The sequence below is a fragment of the Bacillus sp. T17B1 genome, from assembly GCF_026796395.1.
Taxonomy (GTDB): Bacteria; Bacillota; Bacilli; order Bacillales; family Bacillaceae; genus Bacillus; species Bacillus spizizenii_A.
The window spans coordinates 1-13,714 of record NZ_JALAYA010000009.1; the positions used below are offsets into that span (position 1 = coordinate 1).

Here is a 13,714-nt window from a genome sequence, read left to right on the forward strand (position 1 = left end):
CCAGCGTTCGTCCTGAGCCAGGATCAAACTCTCCGATAAAATGGATCACAGGTTAAGTTCACCGCATCCTGCGGTAACACCTGTGTGACCTGCGTCGTGCAGGCCTTAGTTTGACTGACTACGCACATTGCTGTGCGATTTTATAATAAATGAATTAACAGGTACGTTTTGTCTTGTTTAGTTTTCAAAGATCATTTTGTCCACTTCGTTCAAGCGACTTTATTATTATAACTCGTTGACTCAGTGAAGTCAATAACTTTTTTTAAAGTTCTTTTTTCGTTATCGCCTTGTTTAGCGGCAACGAATAATAATATACCACCTTGCAAATAATAGTGCAATAGTTTTTTTGAAGAAATAATTAGGAATTTAAAAAGAGCGGCATCCCTTCATAGAGAAAGGGTGCCGCTCTTCTTTATTAACGTTGTCTCATCTGTGGGAATAACAATACATCGCGAATAGAAGGAGCATTGGTCAGCAGCATAACCAGACGGTCGATACCGATGCCTAAACCTCCTGTTGGCGGCATACCGTATTCCAGAGCTTCAACAAAGTCTTCATCCATTAGATGAGCTTCATCGTTACCAGCTTCACGCTCTTTTAATTGCGCTTCAAAGCGTTCTCTTTGATCAATTGGATCATTTAGCTCTGTAAACGCGTTTGCATGTTCACGGCCTACGATAAACAGTTCAAAACGATCTGTAAAGCGCGGGTCCTCTGGGTTTTTCTTAGCTAGAGGAGAGATTTCTACAGGATGTCCGTAAATAAACGTTGGCTGAATAAGAGTTTCTTCAATTTTTTGTTCGAAGAATTCGTTGATGATATGGCCTACTGTCATGGAATCTTTAATTTCTACGCCATGTTCTTTTGCATATTCACGAGCCTGCTCAACAGTAACCTCTTCCCAGAAATCAACGCCAGTCGCTTCTTTGACCGCGTCAACCATATGGATTCTTTTCCACTCAGGTTTAAGGTCGATTTGTTCTTCGCCGTATTGGATCGTAGTTGTTCCAAGCACTTCTTGAGCGATATGAGCGACAAGGTTTTCAGTTAAGCTCATGATATCTTTATAGTCCGCATACGCTTCATATAACTCAATCATCGTGAATTCAGGGTTATGGCGTGTAGAGACACCTTCATTACGGAACACACGGCCGATTTCATATACTTTTTCTAATCCGCCGACAATTAGGCGTTTTAGGTGCAATTCGATTGCAATACGCATGTAAAGTGGAATATCTAACGCATTGTGGTGAGTGATAAACGGACGTGCAGAAGCTCCTCCAGGAATGCTGTGCATTGTCGGTGTTTCTACTTCTAAGTATCCGTGATCATCAAGGTATCTTCTCATAGCTTGAATGATCTTGCTTCGTGCGATGAACGTATGTTTGCTGTCTGGATTTACGATAAGATCCAGGTAGCGCTGGCGGTAGCGCTGCTCAACATCTTTCAAACCATGGTATTTGTCAGGAAGCGGACGAAGCGCTTTTGTCAGCAATTCAAAAGAAGTTGCTTTAACAGACAATTCGCCTACATTTGTTTTGAAGACTTTTCCGGTTACACCGATAAGATCACCGAGGTCAGAAGACTTGAAGATTTCATATTGGGCGTCACCGACACTGTCTTTTCTTACGTAGATTTGGATTTGGCCTTCTAAGTCCTGAAGATGTGCAAATCCGGCTTTTCCTTTGCCGCGTTTTGTCATCATACGGCCTGCAATTGTGACTTCAATCGCTTTTTCTTCTAACTCTTCTTTGGTTAGATCTTGATATGCTGAAATAACTTCCTGAGACTGATGAGTTCTTTCAAAACGTGCGCCGAACGGATCGATGCCGTTATCTCTCAACTGGTTCATTTTATCGCGTCTGACTTGCAGCTGGTCGTTCAATTCTTCATGGTTATGCTCTTCTTGACTCATTGTTATCACTCCATTACAGATATTGTTTCATGAAAAAAGCAGAAAAACTGCCAGCGCAAAACTGGCAGTGAGCAGCAAATAGAGGTGAGTATTATCCTACTTTTGCGTTTTGAAGCTCTTTTGCCTCAACTTCAACAGTAAATGCATCTAAAAGCTGCACAAACTCTTCTCTTGTCTCGCAATGATTGATTTCATTACGAACATTCGCATTGCCTCTTACGCCTTTCAGATACCATGCAGCGTGCTTTCTCATTTCTCTTACCGCTACGTTTTCACCTTTTAAGTTAATCAGGCGGTCAAGATGCAGTTTGCATACCGCCATTTTTTCACGTACTTGCGGCTCTTCTTTTAATTCACCTGTTTCAAGGTACTGAACAGTACGGTAAATCATCCACGGATTGCCCAATGCAGCGCGTCCGATCATCACACCGTCTACTCCTGTTTCATCGAGCATACGCTTAGCATCCTGTGGCGTCTTAACATCGCCGTTTCCGATAACCGGAATCGAAACTGATTGTTTTACTTCTTTGATGATGTCCCAGTTTGCCGTTCCTTCGTACATCTGCACTCTTGTACGGCCGTGAAGCGCAACTGCTTTTCCGCCCGCACGCTCTACAGCCTTTGCATTTTCCACTGCAAAAATGTGGTCTTCATCCCAGCCCATTCTCATTTTCACTGTGACTGGTTTTCCAACGGAATCCACTACTGCAGAAACCATTTCGTAAATCTTATCAGGGTCGAGAAGCCATTTGGCGCCCGCATCACACTTTGTAATCTTTGGTACAGGACATCCCATATTTATATCAATAATATCCGCAGTTGTGTTTTGATCTACAAACTTCGCCGCTTCCACAAGGGTTTCCTTTTTCCCTCCAAAGATTTGAAGGCTGAGCGGTTTTTCACGTTCATCAATGTAAAGCATACCCATGGTTCTTGCATTGTTGTAAAGGATCGCTTTGTCACTGACCATTTCAGCACATACCAATCCAGCTCCGAATTCCTTTACAGTCAATCTGAATGCTGAGTTGCAGACGCCAGCCATAGGAGCAAGCACAACCCTGTTTTTCAGTTGAATATCACCGATTTTAAACATTTTTGACCTCCCTTCATTCGTTATCTTTTTCTGGCGGCGCCAATTCGTCCGCGCTTATATTTAAAACATCTGCTGCACCTTGAATGATGGCAGCTGACGGCAATCGGTTTCCGCGTTCAATTTCGCCGAGAATAGAAACTGATATACCTAACGCTTTTGCAAATCCTTCTTGAGTATAACCTTTCAGCTTTCTGAATGCACGAATTCGTCTACCCCAGATTTCTGCTTCCATACTCTTACACCTTCTTGGTCTGTTTCCGCGCTTGTTGCCCCTTTTTCAACCTGCGGGCAAATCTCCGCAAGCGGCGCAAGGACAAACAAACGCTCATACATTCTCGGATGCGGAACAATTAGTTGCTCTGTTTCAATATTTTCACGATTAAACAGCAAAATGTCAAGGTCTGCCGTCCGCGGTCCCCATCTTACTTCCCTTGTTCTTCCTAATTCATTTTCTATATGCTGCGTCAGCTCAAGGAGTTCAAAAGGGTTCAGCGACGTCTTGATTTCCACAGCCATATTCAAAAATTCATCTTGATCTTCGTACCCGACCGGGTCAGTCTCGTAAATGGACGACACTTTCGTAACTGTCACCCCATCATACTGATGCAGCAATGCCACAGCTTGCCTTAAATATGTTTCTCTATCTCCAATGTTGGATCCAAGTGCGATATAAGCTATGTTGTTCATGATTTTTTTCTCGTGATTTCAATTGCTACTGATTTATAGTGTCCGGGAATTGGCGGATCTGGCTTAATCACTTTCACAGTACATTGCTGCACCGGCTGAAATTTCTTGAGTACAGTGTCGGCAATACGTTCCGCCAGCGTTTCCACCAATTTCACGGGCTCGCCTTCTACGATATCTTTACATACATGATAGAGCTCAGCATAGTTAATCGTGTGCTCAAGGTCATCTGTTTGTCCGGCTTTGCTTAAATCCAGCTCAGCGGTTAAATCAACTTTAAAGCGCTGCCCCAGCTTGTTTTCTTCTTTAAACACACCGTGGTATCCGTAAAACTCCATTCCTTCTACAAAGACTTTATCCATGGTGAACCCCTCCCTTATTCAACATCGCATCCATCATTTTCGCCATTCTGGCAATTTGTTTCACGTCATGGACCCTGACAATGTCACAGCCTTTTTGAATGCCGAGACACACGGTCGCCCCTGTGCCCTCAGCCCGCTCCTCAGGCGGAAGATCCAGAACTCGCCCGATAAATCTTTTTCGGGAGGTAGCCAGAAGAACCGGATACCCCAGCCCGCTCAAAATCTCGAGTTTGTTCATCACTGCCAAATTATCATGATAGGTTTTCGCAAAACCGATACCTGGATCAAGGATAATATTCCTCTCCTCTACTCCGGCCTCAACAGCGATTTTTACACTTTCCATTAAGTCCGACAGCATATCCGGCAATAAGTCATTGTAATTTCTCTCAGGGCGGTTATGCATGAGAACAATTGGAACATTGTGTTCGGCTGCAACGGAAGCCATCTTCGGATCATGTTTCGCTCCCCAAATATCATTGATGATGGATGCGCCGGCTTTAACAGCTTCATCTGCGACAGAAGCCTTGTACGTATCTATAGAAATCGCCACGCCCAGTTCTTTTGTGATCCGCTCAATCACCGGAATCACTCTGGACATTTCCTCATCCTCTGAGACATATTCAGCGCCAGGCCTTGTCGATTCTCCTCCGATGTCAATGATATGGGCACCGTCATTGATCATCTCTCTCGCGTGCAGGAGCGCCTTGTCCAAGCTGTCATATTTTCCGCCGTCCGAGAAAGAGTCAGGCGTTACGTTTAAAATCCCCATCACCAATGTCTTCTCTTTATAAGATAAAGCGCTGGGCTTGGTGTGGATTACTTGTGTTTGGTCTATCGTTTGTTGCGCCATTCTCTTCCTCCCTTTTCATGTTTTTCATGAATCATGTTCTTTATTTCTTTTTTGTATAGCGATTGAAGAGCAGAGGCTGCTTCTCCGCTTCGGCCCGCATAGTCTACTTCTTCTATTTTAGTAAACGGGATGATCTCAAGAACCGAGTTCGTCATCCACGCCTCGTCAGCTGTCAAAAGAGCTTCCAGCTCATATCGGCCCGTTTTGAGTTCAAGTCCCATCTTCTTCGCATTTTCTAAGACAAAACGTCTCGTGACACCGTCGAGAATACCGGTATCAAGCGATGGAGTATAGATGCAGCTGTCTTTTCTCCAGAAAACATTTGATATGATGCCCTCCGCTACAGCTCCATCCTCCGTTAAGAAAATCCCTTCAACAAGGGGATCATTACCGATTTCCCGCTTCGCATACATATTATTTAAATAATGATGAGATTTTAACCGGAACGACCCCTCTGGTGTGTTTCTCCGAACCGATAAAACCTTTCCTGCTTTTTGCAAAGGAAGGCTTTCTGGTTTCAGTTCGTTCATATAGCATAAAACAGTTGGCTTATCGTAAGCTTGGGCAGCAAATCCTTTATCGCTGATTCCGGCTGATATGTCCAGCCTGACGCGGGCATTGCCATCCTTGATCTTATTCAGCCGAAGCAGCTTGTCCAGCATCTCAAGGATCTCATGCTTTGAAACAGTATATTCGATTTGCAGATCCTTAAGTGCGCGTTTAAGCCTTTCTATATGCCAATCAAGCAAAAATGGATAGCCTTCGTAGAGCCTGAAGGTTTCAAAAACACCGATCCCATATAAAAATCCATGGTCAAAAGGAGAAAGAACTGCATCTTTCTCCTCTATATACCGACCGTTAACATATATCATCACGCAATAACTTCCTTGCGGTATGTCTCAATGAAATTTCTGAGCATTTCTTTCCCAAAGGAGGTCATAATAGACTCTGGGTGAAATTGCACGCCCTCAATCGGGAGGTCATTGTGGCGAATGGCCATGATTTCTCCTTCTTTCGTTTGTGCTGTTACTGTAAAACAACTTGGCAGCGTCTCAGATTTTACGATCAGCGAGTGGTAACGAGTCGCGACAAGGGGATTTTTCAAGCCTTCGAAGATTGTCTTGCCGTCATGCTCGATATCCGAAGTTTTCCCGTGCATAAGCCGTTCAGCCCTAATCACGTCGCCGCCAAACACTTGTGCGATGGACTGATGTCCGAGGCACACACCAAAAATGGGGATTTTTCCTGCGAAATGTTTAATTGCTTCAAGGCTGATCCCTGCTTCATCAGGACTGCACGGTCCAGGTGAAATCATCAAAAAATCCGGGGACAGCTCTTCGATTTCTTCGATCGTGATGTCATCATTGCGTTTCACAATCAGTTCTTCCCCAAGCTCACCCAAATACTGAACCAAGTTATACGTGAATGAATCGTAGTTATCAATCATTAAAATCATTTCTCCGCTCACCTCATCTAATTTTTGTCTCTTCTTTGCTCAGCTCTAACGCCTTTTGCATCGCAAAAGCTTTTTTGAATGATTCCCTGTACTCGTGCTTTGGAACGGAATCAATCACAACTCCTGCGCCGGACTGCATAAATGCCTGCCCTCCGGTTGCATAGATGGTACGAATGACGATATTAAACTGCAGATCTTGATTGTATCCAAACCATCCTATAGATCCAGTATAAAGCCCGCGGCGTGTCGGCTCAAGTTCTTCTATAATTTCCATCGTTCTGACTTTGGGAGCACCTGTAATGGTTCCTCCGGGAAATACAGCATGGATAATATCTACGGCATCATACCCATCCTGCAGTTCACCTTGGACGTTAGACACAATATGCATCACATGCGAGTATTTTTCAATCTCCATGAATTCGTTCACACGCACAGACCCGTACCGTGATACTCTTCCTAAATCATTTCGCTCAAGATCAACCAGCATGACATGTTCAGCGCGTTCTTTTTCATTGTGGATTAATTCGTTTGCGAGTGCTTCGTCTTCTTCGTCCGTTTTCCCTCTGGAACGGGTGCCCGCAATCGGTCTCGTCTCTAATAACTTGCCCTTTTTGCTAACAAGCAGTTCAGGCGATCCGCAAATGATTTGGAAATCAGGTGTTTCTAAATAGGCCATATACGGCGAAGGATTTACTTCCCTCAGGGTCTTGTAAATTTGAAAAGGGTGAACTGACAGCGACTGTGACTGCCTAATTGATAGATTGACTTGAAACACATCTCCGCTGGCAATGTATTGTTTGATTTTCTCTACAGCTTGTGAGAATCCATCCTCGGTAAATGGCGCCGCGAAGGAACCGTCTGTTTCATGCTTCATCTCTCGAGGGACAGCAGGAAGCTCAGTCAGCCACATGCGCTCCAACTCGGATAGCTTCACATCAGCAGAATCGTTATCAGTGTCATGAACATGAGTAATCAGCCACAGAGACTCTTCTTGATGGTCATAAACTGCTATATCATCAAAAACAAGAAAATAAATATCGGGTGTTTCCAGATCATCTAATGAGAGCATTTTAAAATTTTCAATGTAACGTGCGTAATCATAGCTGAGAAACCCGATTGCACCGCCTTGAAAATCCGGGAGCTCGTGATCTGTTTCTGTTTCCAGCGTTTTAAACCAACTGTGGAAGGCACGTAATGGATCGCCTTCTTTAAACAGCATCTCATCCCCATGCTTAATTGTTGTAATTCCGTCTTTTCCTTTTACAGTCGCAATTGGATCAAGACCGGCTATACTGTATCTGCCGCCTCTTGCACTTTCAAGAAGTACATGCTGTTTTCTGGATTGCGCAAGTTTCTCAAATTGTTGTAAGAATGAGACTTTATGAAAAGGTACTTTTTTGCCTGCCGGTCTGCGTTGTGCCATTTATATCATTCCTCTATTTTCTTTTTTGCTTGTTTTTATTGTAAAGCAATCTTGTTAGTGAAAAAAGTGAATTTCTCTTCCAAGAATAACATTCGTCGCAGACATGGCATATATGATGCATAGACATAAAAAAACTCCCGGCGGACCGAGAGTTTGGTTTTTAATCGAATTGATACAGCGGCGTGCTCAGATAACGTTCGCCGTTACTTGGAATGATGGCCAATACTTTTTTGCCTTTTCCGAGTTTTTTCGCTACTTGAAGAGCCGCATAAATTGCCGCGCCTGATGAGATGCCTCCGAGAATTCCTTCTTCACGTGCAGCTCTACGCGCATATTCGAATGCATCTTCATTCTTCACAGGGAAGATTTCATCATATACTTCAGTATTTAAGATGTCCGGTACAAATCCAGCTCCGATTCCCTGAATTTTATGGGGGCCTGGTTTTCCTCCTGATAGCACTGGAGAATCTGACGGTTCAACAGCGTAAATTTTGATGGAAGGGTATGCTTCCTTCAGAACTTCACCCGCTCCAGTAATCGTTCCGCCTGTACCGATTCCGGCTACAAATGCATCAAGCTGATCATCACCGAATTGCTCAACGATTTCTTTACCCGTTGTTTGGCGGTGAATTTCTGGGTTTGAAGGGTTATTAAACTGCTGCGGCACAAAGTATCCGTGCTTCTCAGCAAGCTCTTCAGCTTTCTTAATGGCGCCTTTCATTCCTTCCGCACCCGGAGTCAGCACAAGCTCAGCACCATATGCGCGAAGAAGGTTGCGGCGCTCCATGCTCATTGTATCAGGCATAACCAAAATAGCTTTTAACCCTTTAGCAGCAGCAACCATCGCAAGCCCGATTCCAGTATTTCCGCTTGTCGGTTCAATGATTGTATCACCGGCTTTTAATTTTCCTTCTTTTTCAGCGGCTTCAATCATGGCTAAACCGATACGGTCTTTTACACTGCTTCCAGGGTTCATGTATTCAAGCTTTAGATATACATCCGCACTGTTTTCATCTGCAAGGCGATTTAATTTAACGATTGGCGTATTCCCAATTAATTCAGTAATGGAGTTTGCTACACGTACCATTCACGACACCTCAATTTCCGACTATTTGTATTGGTATTATGTATATAATCTATCAATTTCAAAATTTTTTGTCAATCACTTAGTACTTTTTTCCCCATAAAACCACGATACATCGGCTTCTTCCCAAAGCGTTTTGACTGTGGCTTTTTCACCCAGCTGATCCATTGCGATTTGACGTCTGATTTGATCCTTTACTTCATCATATGAGAATGTTCTTGCCTTCAGTTTTTCTTTCAGCTGGATAACGGCAAAACCGTTACTGACCTTAATTGGTTCGTCCGACCATTCATCCTCTTTTAGTGTTTGTGCTTCTTCAATATATGATGACGGAATGTTGTCTGATGCTTCTGTGACAAAACCTAAATCTCCGCCGTATGGTGATGTATATCTGTCTGTAGACCTTTCGGCCGCGACAGCTTCAAAGCTTGAGCCGCCTTCAAGTTCTTTCAGAACTTTTCTCGCTTCTTCTTCATCTTTTACAACGATATGCCGAATTCGATACGAATCATCAAACTGATACAGTTCTTTATTTTTATCATAGAATGATTTCAGTTCTTTGCTTGGGATATCAATATCCCTGGTTAACAATTCTTCAAGAAGGATATTATAACGAATTTGATCTTTCCACTCTTTCTCAGTTGTATGTTCGTCTTCGTAAAAGGAATTGTTGACCGCTTTAATCAACAAAAACTCACGATCAATTTCGTTTTTAGACACTTTGAGGTTGTTCTTTTTGGCTAGCTGCTCAACGACTCGGACATTGATCATATCTTCAAGTGTCGACTTTCCATATCGGTCTTCCATTTCTTTCAGCCATTCTTCTCTTGTCACGCTTTTGCCACCGATGGTCGCAATAGACTCACCGGACGGCGATGCGCCTGCTTGGGATTTCGTCAACGTATACGCAACAGAAATACAGCAAACCAACAGCGCTCCTAAAATAATGGTCCAGATTGTTCTTGATTTCAAATCTGTTTTCAGCCCCTTTTTTCAAATTCAAAAAACCCGCTAAAGAGCTTAGCGGGTTTTTTGGTCACGAAGCCCTTCCAGCTCTTCTTTTGTAAATAAGTACTTTTCATTACAAAAATGGCATACTGCTTCGGCTTGTCCATCTTCTTCTATCATATCTTGAATTTCTTTTTTGCCTAGACCTAAAATGGCTGTTTCAAAACGTTCTTTTGAACAAGGACAATGGAATTTAACAGGCATCGTTTCCAAAATCTCAGGCTTCTCGCCTAGGACTTCTTCTAATATTTCTTCTGGTGTCAAACCTTTTTGAATGAGCTTAGAAATTGGCTCTACTTGAGATAGACGCTGTTCAATTTTTGTGATGGTTTCATCATCTGTTCCCGGCATCAGCTGAATAATAAAACCTCCTGCCGCAAGAATGGTATTGTCAGGATTCACGAGCACACCAACGCCCACTGATGAAGGAACCTGTTCAGATGACACAAGATAGTAAGTGAAATCATCACCTAATTCTCCTGAAACAATTTCTACTTGTCCTGTGAAGAACTCGCGCAAACCTAAATCTTTTACAACACTTAACGTTCCGCTAGTTCCAACTGCACGTCTGACATCAAGCTTGCCTTGTTCATTTAAATCAAAATGAACTTGCGGGTTAGAGACGTATGCTCTGACTTCCCCTTTTGCATTGGCATCAGCTACAATTGCTCCGATCGGACCTCCACCCTCTACTTTCACTGTCAGCTTATCATCGCCCTTCAGCATAGCGCCGAGCATAAGTGAAGCTGTCATTGTACGGCCCAGTGCAGCGGATGCTGTCGGCCACGTACCATGGCGTCTTTGCCCTTCATTTACCATATCAGTTGTTCTGGCTGCATAAGCGCGAACTTTTCCATCATACGCAAGTGCTTTTACTAAATAATCCATTACAAAACCTCCTATACACTTCCTACGCGGTTTCGTTCATAAATCAATTCCAGCCCTTTTAGGGTTAGGAATGGATCAACGATATCTATACAATCTGATTCATTTGCAATGAGCGGCGCAAGGCCTCCTGTCGCAATGACCTTTGGTTCCTGTTTTGCCTGCCATTTCATTCGCTTGACAATTCCTTCCACTTGACCGACATAGCCAAATAAAATTCCAGATTGCATCGCGCTTACAGTGTTTTTTCCGATAATATTGTCAGGCCGGGTGATTTCGATACGCGGAAGTTTTGCCGCACGCGAATAAAGCGCCTCTGTCGAAATCGTGATGCCAGGAGCAATTGCCCCGCCCATGTATTGTTTGTTTTCATCAATATAGCAGTACGTTGTGGCAGTTCCGAAATCAACAACTATTAATGGATTGCCGTATAAGTGTATCGCAGCAACAGCATTTACGATCCTGTCTGCTCCTACTTCTTTCGGATTGTCATATTTTATATTTAAACCCGTTTTCATACCCGGACCGACAATTTGCGGTTCGATATGAAAGTATTTTGTGCACATTCTTTCTAACGCAAACATGATTGGCGGCACTACTGAAGAAATAATAATGCCATCTATCTGTTCAAACATAAGCCCGGAATGCTCAAATAAGGAGCGTAAAACCATCCCAAACTCATCTTCTGTTTTATGCCTGCTTGTTTCTATACGCCAGTGATATTCTAATTTTCCATCATGATATACACCAAGTACAGTATTGGTGTTCCCCACATCGATAACCAGTAACAACCTCTATCACCACTCTTGAATAGTTTCTCTACTTTACTTTTTACAAACATTCTACAATACCATACACGATCAGCGGCGCATTTGTAAACAAATCGATACCAGAATTGGATGATCGTAAAAGCCGCAGCCGGGCCCCTGATTTACATAAAAAAACTGCCAGCATCAGCCGGCAGTTTTTAGAGAGAAAGCGAACTACTCTTTTGTATCGTCTTGCTTTTCTTCTGTTTTTGTCAGAATGTTTACTTTCACATCATCGTTCTTTTCATCATCAGAGAAATTGCGCTCAGGCAATGTTCCATGATCGACGAGATGTTTGATTTGTTCAGCGTCAAGCGTTTCTACTTTCAGAAGCGTCTGAGCAATCAATTCAAGCTTGTCACGATTTTCAGTCAGAATTTGTTTCGCGCGCTCATAACATTCCTTGATGATGCGCTGAATTTCCTGATCAATTTCGTAAGCGATTTGATCACTGTAGTTCTGTTCGTTGTTGAAGTCACGTCCTAAGAATACTTGACCGCCCTGAGACTGTCCAAATTGTAACGGTCCCAGTTTTTCTGACATACCGAATTCTGTAACCATGCGTCTTGCGATATTCGTCGCACGCTGGAAGTCATTGTGAGCTCCTGTGCTGACTTCGCCGAAAATAATTTCTTCAGCTACACGTCCGCCCAAGAGGCCGACAATTTTATCAAGCAGCTCCGGCTTTGTCTGGAAGTAACGGTCTTCTCTTGGAAGCATAACTGCATAACCGCCAGCCTGGCCCCGGGGAACAATCGTTACTTTATGGACCATATCAGCCTCATCTAATACGAGTCCGATAACGGTGTGTCCGCCTTCGTGATAAGCCACGATATTGCGTTCTTTCTTGGAGATGACACGGCTCTTCTTAGCAGGTCCGGCAATTACACGGTCCGTCGCTTCGTCAATATCACGCGCATCGATTTTTTTCTTGTTTTGACGAGCCGCCACAAGTGCAGCTTCATTCAATAGATTTTCTAAGTCGGCGCCTGAGAAACCTGGCGTTCTCATAGCAATTGATTTCAGGTTAACCGTTTCATCCAGCGGTTTGTTTCTCGCATGGACTTTCAATACAGCTTCACGGCCAATGACATCTGGGCGGTCCACTGTGATTTGACGGTCAAAACGTCCCGGACGAAGTAAGGCTGGGTCCAAGATGTCCGCACGGTTCGTCGCAGCAATGATGATGATTCCTTCATTGGCGCTGAATCCGTCCATTTCAACAAGCAATTGGTTAAGCGTCTGTTCACGTTCATCGTGTCCTCCGCCGAGACCAGCTCCACGCTGGCGTCCGACTGCGTCAATTTCATCGATGAAGATCAAACAAGGCGCATTCTTTTTCGCATTTTCAAACAAGTCACGCACACGGGAAGCACCGACACCTACAAACATTTCAACGAAATCAGATCCGCTGATGCTAAAGAAAGGTACGCCGGCTTCACCCGCACAAGCTTTTGCCAGCAATGTTTTACCGGTTCCCGGAGGCCCGACTAAAAGCACGCCTTTTGGTATTCTCGCACCAAGCTCGGCAAACTTGCGGGGATCCTTCAGAAATTCAACAACTTCAACGAGTTCTTGCTTTTCTTCGTCAGCCCCTGCAACGTCTTTAAATTTGACGCGTTTCTTTTCCTCTGTATACAACTTCGCCTTGCTCTTACCAAAGTTCATGACACGGCTGCCGCCGCCTTGAGCCTGATTGAGCAGGAAGAAAAACAGAATAAAGATAATGACAAACGGGATGATGGTCGTCAGGAATGTCACCCATCCGCTTGTTTCTTGAGCGGGCTCAACCTTCACATCTGTCTTTTTCAAAGCATTAAATATCTGGTCTGCTCCCTTTCCTTCAGGAACATGAGACAAAAAGTATTGATCTTTGTCGTAGTTTTTCAGCTGCCCTTTTACCTCATAAACACCTCTGACAGGCTGAACCGATACGCTATCAACTTTCCCGTCATCCAGGTTTTTGATAAACGTACTGTACGACATATTTTCTGTTTTCGGATTTGAGGTCTGGAAGTAGCTCACAACCCCGATGACTACTAATAAAATAAGTAAATAAAAAATGGTATTACGGAAGACCCGATTCATTCCTTACCTCCTCCCACAGTAAGCACAACTATGTTCAATAGTACCATAGAAAATCAT

General features: G+C 43.6%; 14 protein-coding genes. All 14 read right to left on the minus strand.

The window, feature by feature from the left end:
* Positions 1 to 415: 415 nt before the first annotated feature.
* Positions 416 to 1,915 (minus strand): lysine--tRNA ligase, encoded by a 1,500-nt coding sequence (gene lysS / locus MOF34_RS06135; RefSeq protein WP_019713039.1) that lies wholly within the window; start codon positions 1,913 to 1,915, stop codon positions 416 to 418.
* Positions 1,916 to 2,006: 91 nt separating this feature from the next.
* Positions 2,007 to 3,008, minus strand: coding sequence for a tRNA dihydrouridine synthase DusB (dusB, locus tag MOF34_RS06140; protein ID WP_268399187.1), 1,002 nt, complete (start codon positions 3,006 to 3,008; stop codon positions 2,007 to 2,009).
* A 13-nt stretch (positions 3,009 to 3,021) separates the two neighbouring features.
* Complete coding sequence (locus MOF34_RS06145) at positions 3,022 to 3,240, minus strand: helix-turn-helix domain-containing protein (protein ID WP_003218406.1); 219 nt, start codon at positions 3,238 to 3,240, stop codon at positions 3,022 to 3,024.
* A complete protein-coding gene (folK, locus tag MOF34_RS06150; protein WP_268399189.1) occupies positions 3,192 to 3,695 on the minus strand; it encodes a 2-amino-4-hydroxy-6-hydroxymethyldihydropteridine diphosphokinase in 504 nt (167 codons plus the stop codon). The genes MOF34_RS06145 and folK overlap by 49 nt, the downstream gene beginning before the upstream one ends.
* On the minus strand, positions 3,692 to 4,054 hold the full coding sequence (folB, locus tag MOF34_RS06155; RefSeq protein ID WP_166854513.1) for a dihydroneopterin aldolase: 363 nt from the start codon (positions 4,052 to 4,054) through the stop codon (positions 3,692 to 3,694). The genes folK and folB overlap by 4 nt, the downstream gene beginning before the upstream one ends.
* A complete protein-coding gene (gene folP / locus MOF34_RS06160) occupies positions 4,047 to 4,904 on the minus strand; it encodes a dihydropteroate synthase (RefSeq protein WP_019713034.1) in 858 nt (285 codons plus the stop codon). Before folP ends, folB begins: the two co-directional genes overlap by 8 nt.
* A complete protein-coding gene (gene pabC / locus MOF34_RS06165) occupies positions 4,886 to 5,776 on the minus strand; it encodes an aminodeoxychorismate lyase (protein ID WP_268399243.1) in 891 nt (296 codons plus the stop codon). Before pabC ends, folP begins: the two co-directional genes overlap by 19 nt.
* Positions 5,776 to 6,360 carry an aminodeoxychorismate/anthranilate synthase component II gene (gene pabA / locus MOF34_RS06170; protein WP_268399192.1) on the minus strand — a complete coding sequence of 195 codons (585 nt, stop codon included), beginning with the start codon at positions 6,358 to 6,360 and terminating at the stop codon, positions 5,776 to 5,778. Before pabA ends, pabC begins: the two co-directional genes overlap by 1 nt.
* A gap of 13 nt (positions 6,361 to 6,373) precedes the next feature.
* Complete coding sequence (locus MOF34_RS06175; protein WP_019713031.1) at positions 6,374 to 7,783, minus strand: anthranilate synthase component I family protein; 1,410 nt, start codon at positions 7,781 to 7,783, stop codon at positions 6,374 to 6,376.
* Between the two features lie 160 nt (positions 7,784 to 7,943).
* Positions 7,944 to 8,870 carry a cysteine synthase A gene (gene cysK / locus MOF34_RS06180; RefSeq protein ID WP_019713030.1) on the minus strand — a complete coding sequence of 309 codons (927 nt, stop codon included), beginning with the start codon at positions 8,868 to 8,870 and terminating at the stop codon, positions 7,944 to 7,946.
* 75 nt (positions 8,871 to 8,945) lie between these two features.
* Positions 8,946 to 9,839, minus strand: a complete 894-nt coding sequence (locus MOF34_RS06185; RefSeq protein WP_268399194.1) for a peptidyl-prolyl cis-trans isomerase — start codon at positions 9,837 to 9,839, stop codon at positions 8,946 to 8,948.
* 48 nt (positions 9,840 to 9,887) lie between these two features.
* Entirely contained in the window at positions 9,888 to 10,763 is an 876-nt protein-coding gene (hslO, locus tag MOF34_RS06190) for a redox-regulated molecular chaperone HslO (RefSeq protein ID WP_268399195.1), read from the minus strand.
* Between the two features lie 11 nt (positions 10,764 to 10,774).
* Positions 10,775 to 11,551, minus strand: coding sequence for a type III pantothenate kinase (locus tag MOF34_RS06195; protein WP_019713027.1), 777 nt, complete (start codon positions 11,549 to 11,551; stop codon positions 10,775 to 10,777).
* 192 nt (positions 11,552 to 11,743) lie between these two features.
* On the minus strand, positions 11,744 to 13,657 hold the full coding sequence (gene ftsH / locus MOF34_RS06200; RefSeq protein ID WP_019713026.1) for an ATP-dependent zinc metalloprotease FtsH: 1,914 nt from the start codon (positions 13,655 to 13,657) through the stop codon (positions 11,744 to 11,746).
* Positions 13,658 to 13,714: the final 57 nt, after the last annotated feature.